The organism is Geobacillus sp. YF-1, from assembly GCF_052692335.1.
In genome coordinates this window covers 3297746-3321594 of record NZ_CP199850.1, presented here as the reverse complement: position 1 = coordinate 3321594, position 23849 = coordinate 3297746, and the positions used below count along the sequence as shown (strand labels likewise).

At 56.2% G+C, this 23849-nt stretch carries 24 protein-coding genes; 23 read left to right on the top strand and 1 reads right to left on the bottom strand.

Annotation, left to right across the window (positions count from 1 at the left end; translation table 11 throughout):
• Nucleotides 1-13: 13 nt before the first annotated feature.
• The 18 genes from ACTVIM_RS16425 to ACTVIM_RS16340 all read left to right on the top strand — a co-directional run bounded on the left by ACTVIM_RS16425 (nucleotide 14) and on the right by ACTVIM_RS16340 (nucleotide 18592).
• Nucleotides 14-415 carry a F0F1 ATP synthase subunit epsilon gene (locus ACTVIM_RS16425; protein WP_033020486.1) on the top strand — a complete coding sequence of 134 codons (402 nt, stop codon included), beginning with the start codon at nucleotides 14-16 and terminating at the stop codon, nucleotides 413-415.
• A gap of 229 nt (nucleotides 416-644) precedes the next feature.
• Nucleotides 645-1013, top strand: a complete 369-nt coding sequence (locus ACTVIM_RS16420; protein WP_445613242.1) for an NADH-quinone oxidoreductase subunit A — start codon at nucleotides 645-647, stop codon at nucleotides 1011-1013.
• Nucleotides 1004-1516, top strand: a complete 513-nt coding sequence (locus tag ACTVIM_RS16415; RefSeq protein ID WP_033020484.1) for a NuoB/complex I 20 kDa subunit family protein — start codon at nucleotides 1004-1006, stop codon at nucleotides 1514-1516. The genes ACTVIM_RS16420 and ACTVIM_RS16415 overlap by 10 nt, the downstream gene beginning before the upstream one ends.
• Nucleotides 1517-1519: 3 nt before the next feature.
• Entirely contained in the window at nucleotides 1520-3010 is a 1491-nt protein-coding gene (locus ACTVIM_RS16410) for an NADH-quinone oxidoreductase subunit C (RefSeq protein WP_445613241.1), read from the top strand.
• Between the two features lie 3 nt (nucleotides 3011-3013).
• On the top strand, nucleotides 3014-4114 hold the full coding sequence (locus ACTVIM_RS16405) for an NADH-quinone oxidoreductase subunit D (protein WP_033842879.1): 1101 nt from the start codon (nucleotides 3014-3016) through the stop codon (nucleotides 4112-4114).
• The gene (nuoH, locus tag ACTVIM_RS16400) at nucleotides 4111-5112 is read left to right on the top strand and encodes an NADH-quinone oxidoreductase subunit NuoH (RefSeq protein WP_033020478.1); all 1002 of its coding nucleotides are present in this window, start codon (nucleotides 4111-4113) and stop codon (nucleotides 5110-5112) included. Before ACTVIM_RS16405 ends, nuoH begins: the two co-directional genes overlap by 4 nt.
• A 99-nt stretch (nucleotides 5113-5211) precedes the next feature.
• Nucleotides 5212-5631 carry an NADH-quinone oxidoreductase subunit NuoI gene (nuoI, locus tag ACTVIM_RS16395; RefSeq protein WP_033020477.1) on the top strand — a complete coding sequence of 140 codons (420 nt, stop codon included), beginning with the start codon at nucleotides 5212-5214 and terminating at the stop codon, nucleotides 5629-5631.
• Nucleotides 5628-6149 (top strand): NADH-quinone oxidoreductase subunit J, encoded by a 522-nt coding sequence (locus ACTVIM_RS16390; RefSeq protein ID WP_445613240.1) that lies wholly within the window; start codon nucleotides 5628-5630, stop codon nucleotides 6147-6149. Before nuoI ends, ACTVIM_RS16390 begins: the two co-directional genes overlap by 4 nt.
• The gene (gene nuoK / locus ACTVIM_RS16385; protein ID WP_033020473.1) at nucleotides 6146-6451 is read left to right on the top strand and encodes an NADH-quinone oxidoreductase subunit NuoK; all 306 of its coding nucleotides are present in this window, start codon (nucleotides 6146-6148) and stop codon (nucleotides 6449-6451) included. Before ACTVIM_RS16390 ends, nuoK begins: the two co-directional genes overlap by 4 nt.
• Before the next feature lie 19 nt (nucleotides 6452-6470).
• Nucleotides 6471-8330 (top strand): NADH-quinone oxidoreductase subunit L, encoded by a 1860-nt coding sequence (gene nuoL / locus ACTVIM_RS16380; RefSeq protein ID WP_445613239.1) that lies wholly within the window; start codon nucleotides 6471-6473, stop codon nucleotides 8328-8330.
• Nucleotides 8327-9871 carry an NADH-quinone oxidoreductase subunit M gene (locus ACTVIM_RS16375; RefSeq protein WP_445613238.1) on the top strand — a complete coding sequence of 515 codons (1545 nt, stop codon included), beginning with the start codon at nucleotides 8327-8329 and terminating at the stop codon, nucleotides 9869-9871. Before nuoL ends, ACTVIM_RS16375 begins: the two co-directional genes overlap by 4 nt.
• 4 nt (nucleotides 9872-9875) lie before the next feature.
• Entirely contained in the window at nucleotides 9876-11372 is a 1497-nt protein-coding gene (gene nuoN / locus ACTVIM_RS16370; protein WP_144976683.1) for an NADH-quinone oxidoreductase subunit NuoN, read from the top strand.
• 279 nt (nucleotides 11373-11651) lie between these two features.
• Nucleotides 11652-11891, top strand: coding sequence for a DUF1146 family protein (locus ACTVIM_RS16365; protein ID WP_033020467.1), 240 nt, complete (start codon nucleotides 11652-11654; stop codon nucleotides 11889-11891).
• 270 nt (nucleotides 11892-12161) lie between these two features.
• On the top strand, nucleotides 12162-12926 hold the full coding sequence (locus tag ACTVIM_RS16360) for a YwmB family TATA-box binding protein (protein WP_445613237.1): 765 nt from the start codon (nucleotides 12162-12164) through the stop codon (nucleotides 12924-12926).
• A gap of 31 nt (nucleotides 12927-12957) precedes the next feature.
• A complete protein-coding gene (gene murA, locus ACTVIM_RS16355; RefSeq protein ID WP_445613236.1) occupies nucleotides 12958-14262 on the top strand; it encodes a UDP-N-acetylglucosamine 1-carboxyvinyltransferase in 1305 nt (434 codons plus the stop codon).
• Nucleotides 14263-14573: 311 nt separating this feature from the next.
• Nucleotides 14574-15602: a stage II sporulation protein D gene (spoIID, locus tag ACTVIM_RS16350; protein WP_445613235.1), complete on the top strand. Its 1029-nt coding sequence runs from the start codon at nucleotides 14574-14576 to the stop codon at nucleotides 15600-15602.
• Nucleotides 15603-15729: 127 nt separating this feature from the next.
• Nucleotides 15730-16605, top strand: a complete 876-nt coding sequence (locus ACTVIM_RS16345; protein WP_445613234.1) for a peptidoglycan DD-metalloendopeptidase family protein — start codon at nucleotides 15730-15732, stop codon at nucleotides 16603-16605.
• Between the two features lie 382 nt (nucleotides 16606-16987).
• The gene (locus tag ACTVIM_RS16340; RefSeq protein WP_445613233.1) at nucleotides 16988-18592 is read left to right on the top strand and encodes a gamma-glutamyltransferase family protein; all 1605 of its coding nucleotides are present in this window, start codon (nucleotides 16988-16990) and stop codon (nucleotides 18590-18592) included.
• Nucleotides 18593-18838: 246 nt separating this feature from the next.
• On the opposite strand, the gene ACTVIM_RS16335 is transcribed toward ACTVIM_RS16340, so the two are convergent.
• A complete protein-coding gene (locus tag ACTVIM_RS16335) occupies nucleotides 18839-19348 on the bottom strand; it encodes a BsuPI-related putative proteinase inhibitor (protein ID WP_445613232.1) in 510 nt (169 codons plus the stop codon).
• Nucleotides 19349-19657: 309 nt separating this feature from the next.
• Between ACTVIM_RS16335 and spoIIID the strand changes: the two genes are divergently transcribed.
• From spoIIID to ACTVIM_RS16310, 5 genes are all read left to right on the top strand, one after another.
• The gene (gene spoIIID, locus ACTVIM_RS16330) at nucleotides 19658-19921 is read left to right on the top strand and encodes a sporulation transcriptional regulator SpoIIID (RefSeq protein ID WP_008880665.1); all 264 of its coding nucleotides are present in this window, start codon (nucleotides 19658-19660) and stop codon (nucleotides 19919-19921) included.
• A gap of 93 nt (nucleotides 19922-20014) precedes the next feature.
• Entirely contained in the window at nucleotides 20015-21016 is a 1002-nt protein-coding gene (locus tag ACTVIM_RS16325; RefSeq protein ID WP_445613231.1) for a rod shape-determining protein, read from the top strand.
• A gap of 716 nt (nucleotides 21017-21732) precedes the next feature.
• Complete coding sequence (locus ACTVIM_RS16320; RefSeq protein ID WP_445613230.1) at nucleotides 21733-22563, top strand: flagellar hook-basal body protein; 831 nt, start codon at nucleotides 21733-21735, stop codon at nucleotides 22561-22563.
• Nucleotides 22564-22581: 18 nt separating this feature from the next.
• On the top strand, nucleotides 22582-23403 hold the full coding sequence (locus tag ACTVIM_RS16315; RefSeq protein ID WP_445613229.1) for a flagellar hook-basal body protein: 822 nt from the start codon (nucleotides 22582-22584) through the stop codon (nucleotides 23401-23403).
• 12 nt (nucleotides 23404-23415) lie between these two features.
• Nucleotides 23416-23775 (top strand): DNA-directed RNA polymerase subunit beta, encoded by a 360-nt coding sequence (locus tag ACTVIM_RS16310; RefSeq protein ID WP_445613228.1) that lies wholly within the window; start codon nucleotides 23416-23418, stop codon nucleotides 23773-23775.
• Nucleotides 23776-23849 lie beyond the last annotated feature (74 nt).

Genomic DNA, 23849 nt, shown 5'->3' with positions numbered 1-23849 from the left:
GGGGGGTTGGACAATGAAAACGATCCATGTGAGCGTCGTCACTCCTGATGGCCCGGTATACGAGGACGATGTCGAGATGGTCAGCGTCAAGGCGAAAAGCGGCGAGCTCGGCATTCTGCCCGGCCACATTCCGCTTGTCGCCCCGCTGGAGATCAGCGCGGCGCGGCTGAAAAAAGGCGGCAAAACGCAATATATCGCCGTGAGCGGCGGCTTTTTGGAAGTTCGGCCGGACAAAGTGACGATTTTGGCCCAAGCGGCTGAACGGGCCGAAGACATTGACGTTCTGCGCGCCCAAGCGGCGAAAGAGCGGGCGGAGCGCCGCCTGCAAAGCCAGCAGGATGACATCGACTTCAAGCGGGCTGAACTGGCGTTAAAACGCGCCTTGAACCGTTTGAATGTCGCGGAAATGAAGTAAGAGCAGGGGAATGAGGATTCCCCTGCTTTTTTTTTGCTTTTCTTCGCCACCAGCGGCGGAAATTGGCTAGCGGCAGCGCATCCCGCGGCTTGTAATGTTGTTGCGGCGATCCTCTGAAGTTTTGCTGACACGTCTGGATATAAATGTTATAATGGAATCGAGGGAATTATTGAAAAATTTCATCATTATTATCATACGTATGTAGTAAACCAGGAAGGGGGCGAGCTCGTTGAGCAACATCTATGCCAATAGTTATGCCATCGTTTTCGTCTTCCTTTGTCTTGGGGTGTTGCTTCCGGTTGGAGCGCTTACGCTTGGACGCTGGCTGCGGCCGCACGTGCCGAGTGAGGCAAAGGAGACCATTTATGAAAGCGGTAACAATCCGTTCCACGATTCCCGCATCCAGTTTCAAGTCCGCTATTACTTGTTTGCCTTGTTGTTTGTCATTTTCGATGTTGAGACGGTGTTTTTCTATCCATGGGCGGTCGTCTACGATCAACTCGGCTTATTTGCTTTGGTGGAAATGGTTCTGTTCATCACGTTGCTTGCCCTTGGTCTTATTTATGCTTGGAAAAAGAAGGTGTTACGATGGATGTGAAATGGGATGGTTTTTCGTTGGCGGAGATGGAGGAGATCAAGCGGAGCGTGTTTTTGACGACGCTCGAGCAGCTAAAAGGGTGGGCGCGGAGCAACTCGCTTTGGCCTCTCACGTTCGGACTGGCCTGTTGTGCCATTGAGATGATGGCGGTGGGTGGAGCTCACTACGATCTTGATCGGTTCGGCTCGTTTTTTCGGGCCTCTCCGCGACAGTCGGACGTCATGATCGTCTCGGGCACGGTGACGAAAAAAATGGCCCCCCTTTTGCGGCGGCTGTATGATCAAATGCCCGAGCCGAAATGGGTGATCGCCATGGGGTCATGCGCGACAGCCGGCGGACCGTATGTCAAGTCGTACAGCGTTGTCAAAGGGGTCGACCAGATCGTTCCCGTCGACGTGTACATACCAGGCTGTCCACCCAACCCCGCGGCGCTCATTTACGGCATTCATAAATTGAAAGAAAAAATTCGCTTGGAAGCCAAAACAGGGAAGAAGGTGCTGTAACCAATGGACGAGGAAAAAGATTTGGCCCAGCGAAAAAAGGAAGCGGCCGAGCGGGCGAAACAATTGGCGCGTGAACGGCTCGCCGCCAAGCGGGCCGCCGAACAGGCCCAGCCAGCCGCTGAACAAGGCCGGCGGCCAACGAATGAGACGAATGCGGACGCCGTTCCGCCCCCCGGCCCCATAAAAGAAGCGCCGAGAACGGAACCGCCGGCTTCCGCAGAAGATCTCGCTTCCGCAAAAAAACGAGCCGCTGAAGAAGCGCGGGCGAAGGCGGCCGAGCTGCGGCGACAGCGTGAGGCAGCCACTGGAGCGCCGAGTGGTGACGACCTTGAGGCGGCGAAACGGAAGGCAGCCGAAGAAGCGCGGGCGAGGGCGGCAGAACTGCGGCGACAACGTGAGGCAGCGAACGATGGTGCGGCGACCGGTGACGACCTTGAGGCGGCGAAGCGGAAGGTAGCCGAAGAAGCGCGGGCGAAGGCGGCCGAGCTGCGGCGACAGCGTGAGGCAGCCACTGGAGCGCCGAGTGGTGACGACCTTGAGGCGGTGAAACGGAAGGCAGCGGAAGAAGCACGGGCGAAGGCGGCCGAGCTGCGGCGACAGCGTGAGGCGGCGACTGGTGCGGTGACCGGTGACGACCTTGAGGCGGCGAAGCGGAAGGCAGCCGAAGAAGCGCGGGCGAAGGCGGCCGAGCTGCGGCGACAGCGTGAGGCGGCGACTGGTGCGGTGACCGGTGACGACCTTGAGGCGGCGAAGCGGAAGGCAGCCGAAGAAGCGCGGGCGAAGGCGGCCGAGCTGCGGCGACAACGTGAGGCGGCGAATGATGGTGCGGCGGACGAGGACTTGGAACTCGCGAAGAAAAAAGCGGCCGCGGCGGCGAAAGCGCGGGCTGCCGCCATGGCGAAGCAACAAGGTGACGTCGCCGATGACGCAGCGAAACAAAAGGCGCCGGCCGCCGCCCGGGCGAAGGCGAAAGCCACTGGCGCTGACGGCGGGACGGAACAGCCGACCACCTCGTCGCCGAACGATCCGCTGCTTGAACACTACGTTCGTCTCATTCGTGAGCATCTTGGTCCCGATGTGCTTGAAGACGCGTATATCAACCGGCTGGCGAAAGATGTGCCGACGCTTGTCGTAAAAAAAGAGGCGTACTACAAAGTCGCTGAGTTGTTGAAAAGCCATGAACAGCTCCGCTTTGACTATTTATCCGAGCTGCACGGCACCGATTACAAGACGCATATGGAAGTGTACGTCCACTTGTACTCGTACCCAAACCGGCAGCCGGTGGCGCTGAAAGTGAAAATCGAGCGCGACAACCCGGAAATTGATTCGCTCGTCCCGCTTTGGCCGGGGGCGAACTGGCCGGAGTGCGAGGCGTATGATTTGCTTGGCATCCGATTCCGCGGCCACCCGAACTTGATCCGCATCTTCCTAGGCGAGCAATGGGTCGGTCATCCGCTGCGCAAAGATTACGAGCCGTACGATGCGGAGGTGTGAGCGATGCTGCGCACAGAAGAAATGATTTTAAACGTCGGCCCCCAACATCCCAGCACCCATGGCGTGTTCCGCCTCATTTTAAAAATTGACGGCGAGATCATTCAAGAGGCGACGCCGGTCATCGGTTACTTGCACCGCGGGACGGAGAAGATCGCCGAAGGGCTGCAATACACGCAAATCATCCCGTATACCGACCGGATGGACTACTTGTCGGCGATGACGAACAACTATGTGCTTTGCCATGCGGTCGAAACGATGATGGGGATTGAAGTGCCGGAACGGGCCGAGTATTTGCGCGTTCTTGCGATGGAGCTCGGTCGGGTTGCCAGCCACCTCGTCTGGTGGGGGACGTATTTGCTTGACCTCGGTGCGACAAGCCCGTTTTTGTACGCATTCCGCGAGCGCGAAATGATTATTAATCTTTTAAATGAGCTGTCCGGGGCGCGGCTGACGTTCAACTATATGCGCATTGGCGGCGTCAAGTGGGACGCGCCGGACGGCTGGATCGACAAGGTGAAACAGTTCGTTCCGTACATGCGCGAGAAACTCGCCGGCTACCATGAGCTTGTTACCGGCAACGAGATTTTCCGTGAACGCGTCACCGGTGTCGGGCGGTATACGAAAGAAGAAGCGATCAGCTATTCGTTAAGCGGCGTCAACTTGCGGTCGACGGGCGTGAAATGGGATTTGCGCAAAGATGAGCCGTATTCCGTGTATGACCGGTTTGACTTCGATGTTCCGGTGCGCGAAGGCGGCGACTGTCTAGCCCGCTATGAATGCCGAATGGCGGAAATCGAACAGTCGCTTCGCATCATCGAGCAGGCGTGCGAGCAATTTCCACCTGAGGGGCCGATCATGGGAAAAGTGCCCCGCATCATTAAAGCGCCGCCCGGCGAGACGTTCGTCCGCATCGAAGCGCCGCGCGGTGAAATCGGCTGCTATATTGCGAGCGACGGCAAAAAAGAGCCGTACCGCCTGAAATTTCGGCGCCCATCGTTTTATAACTTGCAAATACTCCCGAAGCTGCTCAAAGGGGAAAACTTGGCCAATGTCATCGCCATTCTCGGCTCGATTGACATTGTGCTCGGGGAGGTCGACGGATGATGGAGCAATGGCTTGAATCCGCCCCAAGCTGGTCGAACATCGCCCTCTTTTTCGGGCTTGGAGCGCTGCTGTTGGCGGTCGTGCTCGCCTTTGTCACCTACAGCATTTTGGCGGAGCGGAAAGTGATGGGGTTTATGCAAGGGCGTATCGGCCCGAACCAAGTCGGCGGCCGTTTCGGGCTTTTACAAACTGTCGCCGATGTGTTGAAGCTGCTTTTGAAAGAGGATACGATCCCGAAAGCGGCCGACCGCCCGCTGTATGTGCTGGCCCCGGTGATTGCGTTTGCGCCGTCGTTTATGGTGTTGGCGGTCGTGCCGTTTACCGATGCGTTCCGGTTCGCCGATCTCGGCGTTGGCCTTTTGTATTACATTGCCGTTTCCGGATTAACGATCGTCGGCGTCATCACCGGGGGCTGGGCATCCAACAACAAATATGCGCTGCTTGGCGGGATGCGGGCAGCGGCGCAAATGATTTCCTATGAAATTCCGCTCGTCATGTCGGCGCTTGGCGTGGTGCTTTTGGCCGGAAGCATGAATTTGGTCGACATCGTCAACGCGCAACAAGACGTCTGGTTCCTTTTCGCCCAGCCGTTGGCGTTTTTGATTTTCCTCATCGCCGCGGTGGCTGAGTTGAACCGGACGCCGTTTGACTTGCCGGAGGCGGAGTCCGAGCTGGTCGCCGGCTTTCATGTGGAATATTCCGGATTTCGCTGGGCGTTTTTTATGCTTGCTGAGTATGTGTACATGTTTGCGATGGCCGCCTTGATCACAGTTTTGTTCCTCGGCGGCTGGCATCCGGTCGCCTTTCTCGGCTGGATTCCCGGAGCGGTTTGGTTTGCTTTGAAGTTTTGTGCGGTCGTGTTCGTCTTCATTTGGTTTCGCGCCACGTTCCCTCGCGTGCGCGCCGACCAGCTGATGGAGTTCGCCTGGAAAGTGTTGCTTCCGCTTTCGCTCGCCAACATTGTGCTGACGGCGGTGGTGAAGGCATGGTTTTTCTAGAAGGCTGGTGAAAAACATCGGTTTCCTTTGAGCGACCGGGAGACGTGTGAAAAGCGGCACCGATGCCAAAGCGTTTTTATTGGAGAGGGGGTTGGACTGATGATCGGCTTGATGAAAGGATTGGCGTATACATTAAAAGAACTGACGCGCGAAAAAGTGACGTACGGTTACCCGCACGAGCCGCTCCCGCTTCCTGACCGGTTCCGCGGCATTCAAAAGTTTTATCCGGAAAAATGCATCGTGTGCAACCAGTGTGTGAACATCTGTCCGACCGAATGCATCCAGCTGACCGGGAAAAAGCATCCGGACCCGACGAAAAAAGGGAAAGTGATCGAAACATACAACATCAACTTTGAAATTTGCATTTTATGCGATTTGTGCACTGAAGTCTGTCCGACGGAAGCGATCGTTATGACGAACAATTTTGAGCTCGCCGAGTATAGCCGCGATGCCTTGTATAAGGACTTGGCCTGGCTCGATGAAAACGACACGAACATAAGAAGGGAGAATAAACCGTGAGCGGAACGGACATCGCCTTTTTCTTGCTCGCCCTCGCGGCGATCGCCGGTGCGGTGATGATGCTCCAGTTGACGAATGTCGTCCATATGGTCCTTTCCCTTGTCATGACGTTTTTGGGCATCGCTGGGCTGTACGTTTTGCTTTCCGCTGAATTTGTCGCTGTCGTGCAAGTGCTCATTTATTCCGGGGCCATTACGATCATCATGCTGTTTGCCATCATGTTGACGCGCCATCACGCCGATGACAAGGAGCGGCAGACGACTGGCGGCGTTGGGCATAAAGCGGCCGCCGCCTTCGCGGTTCTCGCTTTTGGCCTTGCCGTGTACGCCGGCATCCGTACGCTTGATTTCGGCGCTGACGGCAGCGCGCTTCCAGCCGATAACGCCAAGGCCATCGGCCAATGGCTGTACTCGTATTATACGATTCCGTTTGAAATTGTGTCTGTCCTTTTGCTCGTCGCCTTGATTGGGGCGATCGTGCTGGCGAAAAAAGACGGCAAGGGGGCGGAAGACGAATGACATTATCGGCGTATTTAGCGCTTTCGCTCATCTTGTTTTGCATCGGGCTATACGGGGCGCTCACGAAACGGAATACGGTCATTGTTCTCATCTGTATTGAACTGATGTTGAACGCGGTGAACATCAACTTCGTTGCCTTTGCCAAATACGGCCCCCATCCCAGCGTTCATGGGCACGTGTTTGCGCTGTTTGCGATCGCCGTGGCGGCGGCGGAGGCGGCGGTCGGTTTGGCAGCGCTCATCGCCTTTTATCGGAATCGGAAAACGGTTCGGGTCGATGAAGCCAATTCGCTGAAACATTAGAAAAGGGGATGGGGGAAAGATGATGAACCTAGCTTGGGTCGTGCCGCTGTTCCCGCTTTGTTCGTTTGTTTTGTTGCTGTGGTTCGGGCGGAAATGGAAACAAGCGAGCGCCTATGTTGGCATCGCTGCCACGCTTCTGTCGCTGCTCGCGGCGTTCGGCGTGCTGGTTAGCCGTCTCGGCGGAGCGACGTATGAAGCGAATTGGACGTGGATGAAAATCGGTGACGCTACGTTGACGGTCGGGGTTTCCGTTACGGCGTTAAACGCTTGGATGCTCGTTGTCGTCGCCTTGGTCAGCTGGCTTGTCCATATTTATTCGCAAGGCTATATGGCTGGGGATGAGCGGTTTTCGACGTTTTATGCGTATTTAGGGTTATTTACGTTTGCGATGCTTGGGCTTGTGCTGTCGCCGAATTTGCTGCAGGCGTACATGTTTTGGGAGCTCGTCGGGCTTGGGTCGTTTTTGCTGATCGGGTTTTATTTCTACAAAGAAGAAGCGAAAGCGGCGGCGAAAAAGGCGTTTATCATGACCCGCATCGGCGATGTCGGCTTTTTGATCGGCGTGCTGCTCTTGTTTTGGCAGACGAAAAGCTTTGATTACGACGACATTTTCCGCGCCGTTGGCAACGGCACGCTGTCGCCCGGCATGACGACACTGACGGCCATCCTCATTTTCATCGGCGCCATCGGCAAGTCCGGGCAGTTCCCGCTCCATACGTGGCTTCCGGATGCGATGGAAGGCCCGACGCCGGTGTCGGCGCTCATCCATGCCGCGACGATGGTAGCGGCTGGGGTGTACCTTGTGGCGGCCTTGTTTCCGCTCTACGAGGCAAGCGCGGCCGCTATGATGACCGTGGCGGTGATCGGCGGGGGGACGGCGGTGTTTGCCGCGACGATCGGCTTGGTGCAGACGGACATTAAGCGCGTCCTCGCTTACTCGACGATCAGCCAGCTCGGCTATATGATGCTCGCGCTTGGCTCGGGGAGTTATGTCGCCGCCATTTTCCATTTAACGACGCACGCCTTTTTTAAAGCGTTGCTCTTTTTGGCTGCCGGCAGCGTCATTCATGCCGTCCATACGCAAAACATCGAGGAAATGGGCGGGCTTTGGCGACGGTTGCCGTGGACCGCGCCGCTCTTTCTTGTCGGGGCGCTGTCGATCAGCGGGGTTCCGCTGTTTGCCGGCTTTTTCAGCAAGGATGAAATTTTAGCCGCCGCTTGGACGAACGGGTCGGTCGGGCTCTTTTGGCTGGCAGTCGCCGCGGCGCTGTTGACGTCGTTTTACATGTTCCGGCTCTTTTTCCTCGTCTTTGCCGGCGAGGCGCGACATCGCCATGACGGCGCCGTCCATGAAGCGCCGATGTCAATGACGGCGCCGATGGTCGTGCTCGGCGTTTTATCGGTCGCTGCCGGGTACATTCAAACCCCTTGGTTCGGCTCGTTTCTCGGCGAGTGGTTGACCGATGGGGCGTACCATCATGAAGCGGCGCCAGGATGGATCGCGGTTGTGGCGGCGAGCGTGTCGCTGGCCGGGATTCTCCTCGCTTGGCTCATGTACGGAAAGCGGACCGTGCCGCGCGACTGGTTGTCCGCGCGCGCGCCGTACGGATACGAATTGTTGCGCCGCCACTATTACATGGACGATCTTTACCGGTCGACCGTTGTGGCGCTTGTGTCATCCATTAGCCGCCTGTTGGGGTATGTCGACCGTTACTTGGTGGAAGGGCTCGTTCAGTTTGTCACCGGCACGGTGAACGCGATCGCCGCGGCCGGATCGCGCGGGCAAAACGGGCAAGCCCAGACGTATGGGTTGGTGGCGGCGGCCGGCTTAGCGATGTTGGTCGTCATCTTCGCCTTGACAGGAGGGGACTGGTTATGACCTTTTTGTCGCTGCTCGTCTTTTCGCCGTTGTTAGGCATCGGGCTGTTGGCATGGGTTCGCAAAACGGAGACGAACATGATCCAATGGATCGGAACGGCTGCCACCGTGCCGCCGCTGCTGCTCTCGCTGTTTGCGTTCATCCAGTCGGTGCGCGGATTTCCTCTTGAGCGGTTGGATGAAGCGCATCATTGGGTTCGTCTTGCCGATTTCCCATTTTTGACCGATGCGGCGTATGTCATCCGCTATGAACTTGGCATCGACGGGCTGTCGCTTCTCTTTATCGTCTTGACCGCCGTGCTCGGGACGTTGGCAGCGGTGGCCTCCTTGCTTGTCAACGAGGAGAAAAAAGGGTATTTTATGTGGTTGCTCGCGCTAGAGGTCGGCATGTTGGGCGTGTTTGCCGCGGCGAACTTCATTTGGTTTTTCTTCTTCTTAGAGGTGACGCTTGTCGCCATGTTCTTGCTTGTCGGCAAATGGGGCGGCTTTGAGCGCGAGAGGGCAGCATACAGTTATTTGCTGTACAACGGGTTCGGGTCGGCGCTGCTGCTGGTCGTGATCGCCGTGCTTGTCGCCCGCACCGGAACGGCGAATTTCGCTTTGCTTGGCGACATGTTGCATCACCCGGTCGCCGAAGGACAGCTGATCGCCCCGTTGACGTCGGAGGCGCGGCACTGGCTGCTTGGCGGGTTGCTGCTGGCGTTGGCCTTCAAGCTGCCAGCCGTTCCGCTTCATCGCTGGCTCATCCGCGTCCATGTCGAAGCGCCGCCGCCGGTCGTCATGCTTCACGCCGGCGTATTGTTGAAAATCGCGGCGTATGGGATGATCCGCTTTGGGATCGGTTTGTTTCCCGATGAGTTTCGCGCCTTTGCCGGGGTCATCGCCGCGCTCGGGGTCGTCAACATCCTGTACGGCGCGCTGTTGGCGCTTCGACAGCACGAGTTAAAACATGTGCTCGCCTATTCGAGCGTGTCGCACATGGGAGTTGTGCTCGTCGGCCTTGGCGCGCTCAATGAGGCCGGCATTCAAGGGGCGATTTTCCAATCCATCGCCCACGGGCTCATCGCCGCCTTGTCATTTTTACTCGTCGGCGTTCTCGCCAACCGATGGGGAACGACCGACATTCGCCGCCTAGGTGGACTCGCGGCGTCCATGCCCGTCTTTTCCGGATATTTGCTCACCGCTGCCCTCGCTTTGCTCGGCTTGCCGGGCTTGGCGGGATTTGTCGGCGAATTCACTGCGTTTCTCGGCTTGTTTGCAAAGAAGCCGATCTTGGCAGCGGTAGGGGCGCTCGGTTTGATTTTCGCCGCCGCCTACTCGCTGAAGGCGGTGTTGAACGTGACGTTCGGCGGCGCCCGCGGGTCGCAGCCTCCGGAGGGGCAAAGTGAACCGCGGGAGGCGATCGCCGATTTGCGGATGAACGAAGCCGTTCCGGCGTTCATTCTCGTCGCGTTGATTGTGGCGGTTGGCGTGTATCCGCAGCTGTTGGCGGGACAGCTTGCCGCCGCGCTCGAGACGATGATGAACGGGTTAGGAGGGTGATCATATGAATGACGTATGGCAATCGGATTGGAGTCTCATGACGCCCGAATGGATTGTGCTCGCCGTTGCTGTGGTTTTGTTGCTCATCGATGTGGCCATGCCAGACGAGCGAAGCCGTCGTCCGCTTGCTTGGGGAGCGGCGCTCGGGGCGGTGCTTGCGCTCGGGGCGACGGCGGCGCTCATTCCGGCTGAACCGGCTTCGATTTTGCATGGGACGTTTCGGCTCGATAGCTTTGCGAAAGCGTTCAAGCTTTTGCTGCTTGCCGGCGGGGCGCTGGCCTTGCTGATCGTGGCGGGATGGAATCCAAAAGAGGGTAGCCGTTATGGCGGCGAGTTTGCCTATCTGTTGCTGTTTGCGTTGCTTGGCGCGATGATGACGGCATCGAGCGGCGATTTGCTTACCTTGTTTGTCAGCGTGGAACTGCTGACAGTGTCGTCCTACATTTTGGCCGGTTTGCGCAAAACCGTTGCGGCATCCAATGAAGCGGCGCTGAAATATGTGATCAACGGCGGCATCGCCACCGCCGTCATGCTGTTTGGCATGAGCTACGTGTTCGGTTTGACCGGGACAACGAACCTTGATGAAATCGCCCGCCGGCTGCAAGAGACGAATGAGCCGTACATGCTGGCCTTGGCCTTTCTTCTTTTGCTGATTGGGGTTTCGTTTAAGCTGGCGGCCGTTCCGTTTCATATGTGGGCCCCGGACGTATACGAAGGGGCGCCCGTCCCGGCGACGGCGTTTTTTGCCGTTGTCTCAAAAACAGCCGGATTTGTTCTTCTCCTCCGCCTGCTGGTGACGATGTTTGCTGCGGCGCCGGCGGAAGGGCGGGATCCGTCATCACTGCTGCTGTCGATGCAGCCGGCGATCGCTGTGCTCGCTGGGCTGACGATGATCATCGGAAGCGTTGTGGCGCTCCGGCAGCGGAGCTTGAAGCGGCTGCTCGCTTACTCCAGCATCGCCCACGCTGGCTATTTGCTCGCTGGGTTTGCCGCGATGTCGTGGGCGATGATCGACTCGCTTTGGATTTACTTGCTTGCGTATCTGTTGATGAACATGGGGGCATTCGCCATCGTGTCGCATATCGTCGATGAAACGGGTTCGGACGACTGGGACGGGCTCACGGGGCTGTACCGCCATCGCCCGCTGTTGGCTGCGGCGCTCGGCCTGTTTTTGCTATCGCTCGCTGGCATTCCGGGCACGGCAGGATTTATCGCCAAGCTCCATTTGTTCATCGGCCTTGTCGTCACCGAGCCGGGCCATTACGTGCTCGCTGCGGTGATGGCCATTACGACCGTCATCTCTTATGTGTATTATTTCAACTTGATCGTCCAGCTTTTTTTCCGTCCGCTGTTCTCTTCGGCACCGCTTGGCCGCATGTCGGCCGGGTTGTCGGCGGCCGTCGTTCTTTGCGCGCTCGGGACGCTGGCGCTCGGCTGGGCACCGGGGCTTGCATACAATGTGCTCGCCCAGTTTGACCACTTTGGCGATTTTTTGCCGTAGCGTTACAATAAGGGGAGAGGAACGCCTCTCCTCTTTTTTGTTGGACGGCGGGTGAGAGGGGACCGAACTTAACAGCAAAGCGGAAGAGGTTTGGCGTGGTTCCACCTGTTCTCGCTGTTTCCTGCCGCCAGTATGACCACTAGACGGCTGGTGAAAGAGGATGTTGTTGGAGACCCCCAAGTAATAAACGTAGTCCCACTGCCGCCAATTTGAAAAGAATGAGAGTTGTGCCGGCCTACAGACGAAACGAACGATGTGTGCAGGAAAGAGGTGAATGAGATGATGCCGATCATGGGCCAACAAGCGCTCATTTCCATTATCGTCCATTTGGCGTTGATCGCCGTGACATGGTGGACGCTGCAGGCGGTGCGCATCGAGGTGTTGCTGAAGCCGAACCGCGTCGTCCAAGGACGGCTGCTGTACATTTTGTTGACGATCGCCATCGGCTCGACCGTGGCGAACTTTTTCCTTGATTATTGGACATGGTCAACGGATTTGCCGTATTTGTTCCGCGATTAAAGGAGGGAGGCGACCTCCGTCCGCCCGGCGCCGATCCGCCGTTTCGAACGCGGCCGCTACCATTGACGCCCGTACCGTGTTGGTTCAGCTTTCCGCCCGCGTCTCGCCGTGCGTTCGACCGCGGGTGTGTTTCCACTTCAGCGAGCAGCTCGTCCTGCTCGTTGGTTTGTTTATGAAAACGATTTCAAAAACTGCTTTTGTCGATTTTTTTGACGTATGTTCCCTTGTCTGGTGGCAACAATAACAACTAAGGAGAGGAAGGAAACGGAGATGAGAAAGATGGGAAAAAGCTGGACGGCATGGCTGGCCGCGCTTGTACTGACGGGCTTGGTTTGGGCCGGATGGCAAAATCGGACAGAAGGCGCACGAGGGGACGAGTGGTCGAAGCCGCTCGAAACAATCGCTCAGACGCTGAAGCGGCATGGCGCTTCGCTTGATCGCTGGGTCGTGTACACAAGAGAGTATGCCCACGATATTGAAAATGATGCGGACTTTTTCAAAAAAATGGCGGAGCTGAAACGGCAAAACCGTTCGTTTCGCTGGTCATTGGTGAGGACAAGCCATGGACCAAAAGCGATCGGCATCAATGAACGTCCTTTCTTTCGCGAACAAATTCAGCTCGTGATGACCGTCACAAACAGAGGACCGCAAACGTATCTCCTCTATGAAGCGGCCGGCTCCGCGTGGAGCGAAGCTAGGTGGAAAGAAGCAGCGCAGCGCATTCAAACAAAGACGAGTGAACTATTTGTGAACAATCCTACATTTTTTGCTTGTATGGAAGGCGAGTTCAGTGGTAATATGAAAGGTGGTTTGTTTGATCAAGCCTCTCAACTGCTTCATGATTTGCAAGCGACGCCGGTCGAGTGGTTGAAGGAAGAGTCACTCGTTTCCCTGTCTGCATATACTGGGCAGTGGAAGAACGTTCTCCCGGCCGCCAATCATCAAAGCATCAACCTGCAACTCGCCATGAGAGAAAGATTGGGTGGCAAGACGCGCGTCGTTGTTGGAACCCCAATCATTACCATTGAATACTAATATAGAGAAATTGGACGCGGAGGGGAATACCTTGGAAAAGATCATCGTCCGTGGCGGAAACCGGTTGAGCGGCACCGTCAAAGTCGAAGGCGCAAAAAATGCCGTTTTGCCTGTCATCGCTGCCACCTTATTGGCCACGAAAGGAACAAGTACGATCCATGACGTGCCTGCTCTTTCCGATGTATATACAATCAGTGAAGTGCTTCGCTATTTAGGCGCCGACGTTCACATCGCCGGCGATGTCGTCACGGTGGATGCCACCGGCCCATTGACGGTGGAAGCGCCGTTTGAATATGTCCGAAAAATGCGGGCTTCGGTGCTGGTGATGGGGCCGCTGCTGGCGCGCAACGGCCGCGCCCGCGTCGCGCTGCCGGGCGGCTGCGCCATCGGGTCGCGCCCGATCGACCAGCATTTGAAAGGGTTTGAAGCGATGGGTGCATCCGTGAAAGTGGGCAACGGCTTTATCGATGCCGAAGTGAACGGCCGTCTTCGCGGCGCCAAAATTTATTTGGACTTCCCAAGCGTCGGGGCCACGGAAAATATTATGATGGCCGCCGTGCTGGCGGAAGGGACAACGGTGATCGAAAACTGCGCCAAAGAGCCGGAAATCGTCGATTTGGCCAACTTTTTGAACGCCATGGGCGCCAAAGTTCGCGGCGCCGGCACCGGCACGATCCGCATCGAAGGGGTCGATGAGCTTGTCGGCACGACGCATACCGTGATTCCCGATCGCATCGAAGCGGGCACCTTCATGGTGGCGGCGGCGATCACCGGCGGCAACGTTCTCGTGCAAGGGGCGGTGCCGGAACATTTAGGTTCGCTGATCGCCAAGCTGGAAGAGATGGGTGTGACGGTCATCGAAGAGGAAAATGGGGTGCGCGTCATCGGCCCGGAAAAGTTGAAAGCCGTCGATATGAAAACGATGCCGTATCCTGGATTTCCGACTGACATGCAGTCGCAAATGATGGCTCTCTTGTTGAAAGCGGAAGGCACAAGCATGATCACCGAGACGGTGTTTGAAAATCGCTTTATGCATGTCGAAGAATTCCGCCGCATGAACGCCGATATTAAAATCGAAGGGCGTTCCGTCATTATTAATGGCCCGTGTCAGCTCCAAGGCGCCGAGGTGGCGGCGACCGATTTGCGCGCGGCTGCGGCGCTGATTTTGGCAGGTCTGGCGGCGGACGGCTATACGCGCGTGACGGAGCTTCGTCATCTTGACCGCGGCTATGTTCGTTTCCATGAAAAGTTGGCCGCGCTCGGGGCTGACATTGAACGCGTCCATGAAGAAACCGAATCGCCTAGTGAAATCCAAGCGGTGGAATGGAACGGATAAAGAGCGAAAAACGGCGGTGAACTGCCTCAAGGCAGGGAGCGGCCGTTTTTTGTGACCGAGGGGGAAAAACGGCGATTTTCACGAAACGGTGGGTGAGCGTGTCAAAAGAACCATCGGTGCTGCAAGATTTCCCGATTTAGGAAATGATGCCGGGAAGCGGAACGAGCGGCGAAATCACCGGCCTTTATCATAAAGAAAACAGTCATATATACTTGTCCGAGCCCATAACTATAGTAACGAACTGAAGCCAAAGCAGGCATTGATGGAAGATGTCCGCTGGTGCTTGAAAAATGCATATTGGGGGCTCGGCTATGGTCAAACGATTAAAACCAGTATTCGCACTCGCACTATGCCTGTTTGTCGCCATCCTTGTTATTCCAGCGGCGCTCGTTTTGCCATTTTACGATGGGAAGGTGGCAAAGTTGGCCGAACAACTGCACAAGCAAAATCAAACGCAGCGATCACAGGCAGCCGAAGGACCGTCCGTCGAAGTGGCGGTCTACCGAAGCAAGGAACAACGCGTCGAAAAAATTCCTCTTGAACAATATGTCATCGGCGTCGTTGCGGCAGAAATGCCGGCGGAATTTGAATTGGAAGCGTTAAAAGCGCAAGCGTTGACAGCAAGAACATACATCGTCAAGCAATTGCTTGCCAACCAACCGTTTCGCCTGCCGGAAGGGGCGAATGTGACCGATACGGTGGCCCACCAAGTGTATTACAGCGATGACGAGCTGCGCAAGTTATGGGGAAGCGATTATGACTGGAAAATCAAAAAAGTGACGAAAGCGGTGTTGGAAACGCGCGGACAAATTATAACGTACAACAATGAGCCGATTGAAGCGCTTTTCTTTTCGACAAGCAACGGCTATACGGAAAACTCCGAAGCCTACTGGAAAAATGAGTTTCCGTATTTAAAAAGCGTGGCCAGCCCATGGGATCGGCAATCCCCAAAGTTTTACCAGCGCAAATGGATGTCGGTGGCCGAATTTGAACGCCGGCTTGGCGTCACGCTTTCCGAGAACGGATCGGTCGGCGTCATCCTCTCCCGCACCCCTGGCCGCCGCGTCGGTGAGGTGAACATCGGCGGCAAAACGTTCACCGGCCGTGAAGTGCGGGAACGGCTCGGCTTAGCGTCAGCCGATTTTACTTGGGTGCGCCAAGGCGATGACATTGTCATTACGACCAAAGGCTATGGCCATGGCGTCGGCATGAGCCAATACGGGGCCAATTTTATGGCGAAAGAAGGGAAAACGTACGCCGACATCGTCAAACATTATTACCGCGGCGTTCATATTTCATCAGCCACGGCGTTTTTGAACAAACTGACTGCGAAAAAATGAAAACGGGGCGAACGCCCTGTTTTTTTTGCATAAAACCAGCAGGAATGTCAAAAAATAAGCAAAAAATTGCTTTCGGCGTGTATATCTTTTCCTCTTTCTGTTCAAAATGGTTGCTGAGGTGATGAACATGAGAGAGGAACAAAAACAATCGTCGCTGAAGCGTCTGTTCCGCAAACGTTGGGTATTTCCGGCGATTTATTTATCATCGGCCGCATTGATTATCGCTGGCGCGCTTTGGTTCCAACTGGGCAAAGATGAGAATACAGGCAAAGACAACGTCGCCGAAAACGGCGCCGCTCAGCAAGAAAACCCGGCGGTCCCGGTCAATGAGACGGTAGAGAACATCGCCATGCCTGTGCTCGATCCGAACGCGGTGCAAGTAAAAACGCCGTTCTATGATGACGACGCATCGGAACAAGAACAGGAAGCAGCCCTTGTCTTTTATGATCATACGTACCACCCGAACCAAGGCATCGACTTGGCGCGCCAAGACGGCAAAACGTTTGACGTGACCGCTGCGCTGAGCGGCACGGTGACGAAAGCGGAAAAAGACCCGATTTTAGGCTATGTTGTCGAAATCAATCATGAACAAGGGGTCACGACCGTCTATCAATCGCTCGCTGATGTGAAAGTGGAAGCCGGCGATACGGTGAAACAAGGCGAAGTGATCGGCAAGGCAGGGCAAAGCGAGTTCAACAAGGAAGCCGGCATTCACGTTCATTTTGAAATCCGCAAAGACGGCAAACCGGTCAATCCGATCGACTACATTGACAAACCGTTGACCGCTTTGACTGATCAAGCGAAAGATCGCGCCGGTGATGACCGCGCCGCCACCAACAAAGAAAAGCAATTGATGCCAAGCGATGAAACAGCGCCGACCGAAACCGAACAAACACCGGCTGATGACAACACCACGGCGCCAAGCGACGATCATTCCCAACAAAATGAGGACGCTTCCCCTTACAAAACGCCAGACGCCTCCATTGGCATGGCCAGAGCGTAACCGGCCACGGCGTCTGACAGCGAGAGCGAAAAGACCTGTCCGTTTGCCCAGCAAGCGGACAGGTCTTTTTCGTGAACATGCCGAGCTGGCGCGGATTTTCATCCCCAAGTGGAGGGCAAAACGTTGCCCATGGATCTTTTGCGTGAAAAGGCGGGACCATCCTCGGGTGGGCGGCAGGCCGCGCTGTCCATGGAACTTTTCCGTCTCGAGCCGTGCATCGCTTTCCGGGGTGGGGTTAAAGCTGCAAGAATTATTTTTTTCAATATTCCTTTTTTTACATAATATGACTAGAAATCACCACCCTCTTTCTTTTAAAATAAAACAAAAGGAAAATTCATACTATTGACTCTATTTCCTGAACAAAAGAAAGGGGAGCGCGGCCATGGACTACTTATACCACCCACACCCCTCGCAGCGGATGACGGTGTTCGCCAAAAACGGTGTTGTGGCGACATCACAGCCGCTCGCAGCGCAAGCGGGGCTTGAGGTGCTGAAAAAAGGCGGCAACGCCATCGATGCAGCGGTGGCTGCGGCCGCTTGCTTAACGGTCGTCGAGCCGACCTCGAACGGCATCGGCGGCGATGCGTTCGCCCTTGTGTGGACGAACGGGAAACTGTACGGACTGAATGCGAGCGGCTATGCGCCGGCTGCCATTTCGCTTGACGCGCTAAAAGAGCGCGGCTATACGGAGATGCCGACATACGGTTTCGCCCCGGTGACGGTGCCGGGGGCGCCGGCGGCGTGGGCGGCGCTGTCAAAGCGTTTCGGCCGCTTGCCGCTTGTGGAGACGCTCGCGCCGGCGATCGCTTATGCGGAAAACGGCTACCCGGTGTCGCCGGTGCTCGGAAAGTACTGGGCCGCGGCGTTTCGTACATACAAAGAGGCGCTTCGCGGGCCGGAGTTCGCTTCGTGGTTTGCGACGTTTGCGCCGGGCGGCCGCGCGCCGAAGATCGGGGAAGTGTGGGCGTCGCCTGATCATGCGGCGACGCTGCGCTCCATCGCCGAAACGGAGGCGGAAAGCTTTTACCGCGGCGAGCTGGCGGAAAAAATCGCCGCCTTCTCGAAGCAATACGACGGCTTTTTGACGCTCGAGGATCTCGCCGAGTATGAACCGGAATGGGTTGAGCCGATTTCCATTTCCTACCGCGGCTATGACGTATGGGAAATTCCGCCGAACGGCCAAGGGCTTGTCGCGTTGATGGCGCTCAACATCATGAACGGTTTTGACGTCCCAAGCATGCCGGATGTCGAGACGCATCACCGGCAAATCGAGGCGATGAAGTTGGCCTTTGCCGACGGAAAAGCGTATATCGCCGACCGCCGCTATATGGACTATCGCGTCGATGAGCTGTTATCCGAATCGTTTGCCGCCATGCGCCGGGCGCAAATCGGCAAGGAGGCGCTCACGCCGGAGCCGGGAACGCCGCCAAAAGGCGGAACGGTCTATTTGGCTGCCGCTGACGGTGAAGGCAATATGGTGTCGTTCATCCAAAGCAACTATATGGGCTTCGGATCCGGCCTCGTTGTGCCGGGCACAGGGATCGCTCTGCACAACCGCGGCCATAACTTCGTCTTTGATGACGGCCATCCGAACGGGCTCGCGCCAAGGAAAAAGCCGTACCATACGATCATCCCGGGCTTTTTGACGAAAGGCGGCACACCGATCGGCCCGTTTGGCGTCATGGGCGGATTCATGCAGCCGCAAGGGCATATGCAAGTGATCATGAACACGGTCGATTTCGCGCTGAATCCGCAAGCGGCGCTCGATGCGCCGCGTTGGCAGTGGCTAGAAGGGAAAACCGTGCTCGTCGAGCCGCACTTCCCGCGTCATATCGCCGAAGCGCTCGCTCGCAAAGGGCATGACATCCGCATGGCGCTTGACGGCGGCCCGTTCGGGCGCGGGCAAATCATTTGGCGCGATCCTGACACTGGCGTGCTCGCCGCCGGGACGGAGCCGCGCACAGATGGAGCGGTCGCCGCTTGGTGAAACTAGCCGCCGCGAGCGCTTTTTTGCTGTTGGGCCAATGGCGCTTGCACCCGGCGTACGTTATCGCCTTGGCGCTCGTCTATGGGGCGGTGTTTTTATCATAGAGCGTGAAGCCGGACGCGCCACACGGCGGGGCTGACCTAAAAGGCCGTCTGACTCGAAGATCGGCGCAACGTATCAGAAAGCACGCATGTGTAGCGGCGAAAGAGGGGATTCTGCTCCTTGGCCCCCTCTTTCGCTCGCTTTTTATTCGACCGTAAACGTCACCTTCGCCCGGGCGTTCGGCCAGTTTTTGTCGGCGAGCCACCACTCAAGCGTGTACGTTCCGGGCGCTAAATCGCGGAACGTCTCCTGAAAGGACAGCTCTTCCCCTTGTTTTAACGTCCGTTCTTCGTAAATTTGCGCAAACATTTTTCCCTCGCTGAACTGCTTCACCTTTTTGCCCTCGCGGTACAAAATGTAGTCATACTTTTGTGAGCTGGTGAACGTCACCGTCTGCACGCGCTCGGTTTGGTTTTTGACGGTAAACGTAAATACGTAGGCCCCGTTCTCTTTTTCGTACGTCAACGACGGTTCGAGCGTCCCGGCGATGATTCCCTTCCTGCCGGCCTGTTCCGCTTTACCGGCTGGGGCGGGGCCAAGCAAGTCATCTTTTGCTTGCGAGCGCTCACCGCCGTTTGTATACATAAACAGCGCGCTGGCCGCCGCCGCCCCGACCAATGCCGCCGCAATGCCGAACGCTTTTCCTTTGCCCATCATCGATTCCTCCTTCTGCCTCTTTCTATTATAGTCGTTTCCCATTTTCCGTTCGTTACAAACCGTAAAAAATTGTGAAAAAACCGTTGTCCGCCTTGATGTTTCTGGTATATATGCCCGATTTGTCTAATAAAATGTTACAAATTGAACAGCAATGAGAGTGGTTGAGGTGGGGATCGTTCACAACCGGCAAGCGACGCGGCGAAGACGCTTCCGAGACATCCAACGAAAGCGGCGCTCATCATAGGCAAGACGAGTCTCATTTCACACTTCTCACTTCTCACATCCAACTTAGGGAGGGCGAGTGGTGTGCACGATTACATCAAAGAGCGTACGATCAAGATTGGCAAGTATATCGTGGAGACGAGGAAAACCGTTCGCGTCATCGCGAAGGAATTTGGCGTGTCCAAAAGCACCGTTCATAAAGACTTGACCGAGCGGCTGCCGGAAATCAACCCGGAGCTGGCCCAAGAAGTCAAACAAATTCTCGATTACCATAAATCGATCCGCCATTTGCGCGGCGGTGAAGCGACAAAGAAAAAGTATAAAAAACAGGCGGTAAAAAATAACTGACTTTTTTCCTTGCCATCTGCCGTTTGCGGTCGCCATATGGTAAAATAACCTATTAGGAATGATTTTTTAGGGCAGAGGCAAGGAGGGCAAGGTATGTTTTCACGAGATATCGGTATTGACCTAGGCACGGCGAACGTCCTCATTTTCGTCAAAGGCAAAGGCATCGTGCTCAATGAGCCGTCCGTCGTGGCGATCGACAAAAATACAAACAAGGTGCTGGCAGTCGGCGAAGAAGCACGACGAATGGTCGGACGTACTCCTGGGAATATTGTTGCCATTCGGCCGCTGAAAGACGGCGTCATTGCCGATTTTGACATTACGGAAGCGATGCTGAAGCACTTTTTAAGCAAGCTCGACCTCAAAGGCTTTTTCGCCAAACCGCGCATTTTGATTTGTTGCCCGACGAACACGACATCCGTCGAGCGGAAAGCGATCAAAGAAGCGGCGGAAAAAAGCGGCGGCAAAAAAGTGTACTTGGAGGAAGAGCCGAAAGTCGCTGCCATTGGCGCCGGAATGGACATTTTTCAGCCGTGCGGAAACATGGTCGTTGATATTGGCGGTGGCACGACCGATGTCGCAGTTCTCTCGATGGGAGACATTGTCACCGCCTCTTCCATTAAAATGGCCGGGGACAAGTTTGATATGGAAATTTTAAACTATATCAAGCGTGAATATAAACTGCTCATTGGAGAGCGAACGGCCGAAGAAATCAAAATCAAAGTGGCAACGGTATTCCCAGGCGCACGGACCGAGGAAATCGACGTCCGCGGCCGCGATCTCGTCACCGGGCTGCCGCGCACGATTACGATCCGTTCCGATGAAATCGAACGCGCGCTCCGCGAACCGGTGTCATTGATTGTCCAAGCGGCCAAAAGCGTGCTTGAGCGCACGCCGCCGGAGCTGTCGGCGGACATTATTGACCGCGGCGTCATCTTGACGGGGGGCGGCGCCTTGCTTCATGGCATTGATTTGTTGCTGGCGGAAGAACTGAAGCTCCCGGTGTTTGTCGCCGAGAATCCGATGGACTGCGTCGCTCTTGGCACCGGATTGATGCTCGAGAACATCGACCGCGCGCCGAAAACGCAGCTTCTTTAACGGCTGATTCATCGCCAGCGCCCCACGGGCGGACAGAAGATGCGCGAAAAAAGGAAAGGCGGGGGATGCGGCGGCCGCTTTTGCCCATCTATAATAAAGAAAAAGGGCCGTTGGTTGTGTCGCCAAGACCGCGCAGCTTCTTTTGCCTTGCGGAAGGTTGTCGGCCTTTTCGGTTGAGGCCGCGAACCGAGATGGCTTAGAAAACCGGTGAAAAAAGGCTGAGTCTCTTCATCAATGGGGGAACGCGTGGGGCCGATGCAACAATGTTTTTCTAATTGAGAAATGAAATGGAAAACCCGTATCTAGGATGAAATCACCAGCCTCCTAGAAGGCTGGTGAAACACTGCTGTCACACATCAATTGACGGCACTTTCATTCAGAAAAGAAAGCTGATTCTGCGATGTTTCTCTAATTGAGAAAAGGGTGGAACTCAGCGGTATTTTTCACTAAATCACCAACCTCCTAGAAGGTTGGTGAAAAACGGTTGTTTCTGTTGAGCAATGGGGGATCGTTTGAAAGACGATCCTGATGCGACAAAGCTTTTCTATTTGAGAAACGATGACAGGAAGTGGTATGCACGATTGCATCACCGGTCTCTTAGGTCGCCCAACGAGCGCGAAGGGCCAGCGAATGATGAAAAGCGACAAAATAAGGCTACGGCGTCCGAACGTTGCGACGAACGAAGGCCAAAAATGAGGACAAGCGAGGTGATAGCCATGTTGAGAGGATTGTATACAGCCGCGAGCGGCATGCTCGCGCAACAGCGCCGCGTCGATTGGCTGACGAACAATTTGGCGAACGCCGAAACGCCGGGGTATAAAGCGGACGTTGGAGCGATGAGAGCGTTTCCGGAGCTATTGATGAGCCGGCTTGCCGATCGTTCCGTTCCAGCCAACCCTCCGCGCGCCATTCCGACCCAAACCGTGATCGGCCCGCTCAATACCGGTGTTTATATGCAAGAACTGATTCCGAACTTTCGCCAAGGGGATATCAAAGAAACCGGGCTTTCGACCGATGTCGCCTTAATAGATGGACAAGTTCCGGTCGATCCAACGAGCGGTGAGCGCGGCGCGCTGTTTTTTGCCGTTGAAAACGGTCAAGGCGAGATCCGTTACACAAGAAACGGGCATTTCACGTTGAGCCCAGACGGCTATTTGACGACTCAAAACGGCTGGTATGTGCTTGATGCGAGCGGTGAGCGCATCCCTCTGTCAAGCGAACAGTTTTCCGTCCGTGACGATGGAACGATCATCGACGAAACAGGGGCAACCGCTCGTCTTGGTGTCGCGTTTGCCGCCAATCCGAACACCTTAGTGAAGGAAGGAAACGGGTTCTTCCGCAGCACCGGAGGTCCGCTGCCGCCGGCGCCGGGCAATGTGACGTATACCATAAAGCAGCGCTTCATTGAGCGGTCGAACGTCGACGTCGAGCGGACGATGACCGACTTGCTCGCCGCCTACCGCGCCTTTGAAGCGAACCAAAAAATCGTGCAAGCGTACGACCGCAGTTTGGACAAGGCCGTCAACGAAGTCGGCCGCCTAAAATGATGAAAGGGGGACAAGCCTGTGCTCCGCTCGATGTTCACCGCTGCCAATACGATGAACGCGTTGCAGCAGCGGCTTGATACGATCAGCCATAACATCGCCAACAGCAACACCGTCGGCTTTCAACGGCGCGAAGCGAGCTTCGCTGAGCTGCTGGCCCAGCAAGTCGACCGCCTGCCAAACGACGAAGCGCCCCGGCAAACGCCGGCGGGGGTGCGCTACGGAAACGGGGCCGGACTCGCTTCGACGATGCTCGTCACTGCGCAAGGGCCGCTTGTTGAGACGGGCCGCGCCCTCGATTTCGCTTTCACCGCGACCAACCAATGGTTTCGCGTCCGCACCGTCGACGGCAGCGGCGCCGCTGCGATCGGCTACACGCGCGCCGGCAACTTTTCGCTGACGCCGATGAACGGCCAGCTCGCGTTAACGACAAGTGACGGCCTGTTCGTGCTTGATGAAACGAACGCACCGATCGTGCTGCCAGCGAATACGCATGACGTGCAACTGTCACCGACGGGAACGTTGACCGCCATCAACGCCAATGGAGCGGTCGTCGCCCGCGTCAACTTGGGTGTCACGGCGATTCGCCGCCCGCAGCTCCTTGAGGCCCAAGGCGACAACGTCTTCACTCTGCCCGCCGTTCCAGGCGCCAGTGAAGAGTTGAACGGCGGTTTGCGCAACCAAATCCGCATCAAGCAAGGCGCGCTCGAACAAGCGAACGTCGATCTTGGCGAGGAACTCGTCGGCTTGATGACAACGAGCCGTGCCTATCAGCTCAACGCCCGCGCCATTTCCATTTCCGAACAAATGCTCGGGCTCATTAACAACGTGCGCTCCTCTTAAGGAGAGATGAACATGGGCAACGAAACGAAAAACGAGCCGCTTTCTCGCAGCGAACGGCGAAAACAGCGAAGGAAAGCGCGCTTGGCCGCGTTTTCGACCGACGGGAGCGCCGCGGCCTTGCAAGAACGGCCGCCGGTGACGAAAACCTCCCCGCCGTCTGAGGTGGAAACAACATCGGAAACGCGCCATTTTGCGCGCGCCCGGTTCGTTTCAGTGCTGCTGCGGCTGATCATGGTCATCGCACTGATGGTCATCTGCCTAGCGGTGGGAGTGGCTGTCGGCTACAGCGTCATCGGCGACGGGCACTGGCTTGACGTGTTTCGTCCGTCGACATGGCAGCACATTTTTGACTTTGTCCAAAAAGGGGCGTAGAGACAAGACCCCCTCCTTGAAGGCTGGTAAACCGTGAGCGATGAGTGAACTGGGCAAAGCAGGATCGGTGCTAC

Coding starts and splice junctions, on each gene's coding strand:
- ACTVIM_RS16365 (WP_033020467.1), top strand. CDS start 11,652: ATGATGCCGATCATGGGCCAACAAGCGCTCATTTCCATTATCGTCCAT.
- ACTVIM_RS16340 (WP_445613233.1), top strand. CDS start 16,988: ATGGACTACTTATACCACCCACACCCCTCGCAGCGGATGACGGTGTTC.
- nuoN (WP_144976683.1), top strand. CDS start 9,876: ATGAATGACGTATGGCAATCGGATTGGAGTCTCATGACGCCCGAATGG.
- ACTVIM_RS16345 (WP_445613234.1), top strand. CDS start 15,730: ATGAGAGAGGAACAAAAACAATCGTCGCTGAAGCGTCTGTTCCGCAAA.
- nuoI (WP_033020477.1), top strand. CDS start 5,212: ATGATCGGCTTGATGAAAGGATTGGCGTATACATTAAAAGAACTGACG.
- spoIID (WP_445613235.1), top strand. CDS start 14,574: ATGGTCAAACGATTAAAACCAGTATTCGCACTCGCACTATGCCTGTTT.
- ACTVIM_RS16425 (WP_033020486.1), top strand. CDS start 14: ATGAAAACGATCCATGTGAGCGTCGTCACTCCTGATGGCCCGGTATAC.
- ACTVIM_RS16325 (WP_445613231.1), top strand. CDS start 20,015: ATGTTTTCACGAGATATCGGTATTGACCTAGGCACGGCGAACGTCCTC.
- ACTVIM_RS16335 (WP_445613232.1), bottom strand. CDS start 19,348: ATGGGCAAAGGAAAAGCGTTCGGCATTGCGGCGGCATTGGTCGGGGCG.
- nuoK (WP_033020473.1), top strand. CDS start 6,146: ATGACATTATCGGCGTATTTAGCGCTTTCGCTCATCTTGTTTTGCATC.
- nuoL (WP_445613239.1), top strand. CDS start 6,471: ATGATGAACCTAGCTTGGGTCGTGCCGCTGTTCCCGCTTTGTTCGTTT.
- ACTVIM_RS16405 (WP_033842879.1), top strand. CDS start 3,014: ATGCTGCGCACAGAAGAAATGATTTTAAACGTCGGCCCCCAACATCCC.
- nuoH (WP_033020478.1), top strand. CDS start 4,111: ATGATGGAGCAATGGCTTGAATCCGCCCCAAGCTGGTCGAACATCGCC.
- ACTVIM_RS16310 (WP_445613228.1), top strand. CDS start 23,416: ATGGGCAACGAAACGAAAAACGAGCCGCTTTCTCGCAGCGAACGGCGA.
- ACTVIM_RS16320 (WP_445613230.1), top strand. CDS start 21,733: ATGTTGAGAGGATTGTATACAGCCGCGAGCGGCATGCTCGCGCAACAG.
- ACTVIM_RS16375 (WP_445613238.1), top strand. CDS start 8,327: ATGACCTTTTTGTCGCTGCTCGTCTTTTCGCCGTTGTTAGGCATCGGG.
- ACTVIM_RS16410 (WP_445613241.1), top strand. CDS start 1,520: ATGGACGAGGAAAAAGATTTGGCCCAGCGAAAAAAGGAAGCGGCCGAG.
- ACTVIM_RS16415 (WP_033020484.1), top strand. CDS start 1,004: ATGGATGTGAAATGGGATGGTTTTTCGTTGGCGGAGATGGAGGAGATC.
- ACTVIM_RS16360 (WP_445613237.1), top strand. CDS start 12,162: ATGAGAAAGATGGGAAAAAGCTGGACGGCATGGCTGGCCGCGCTTGTA.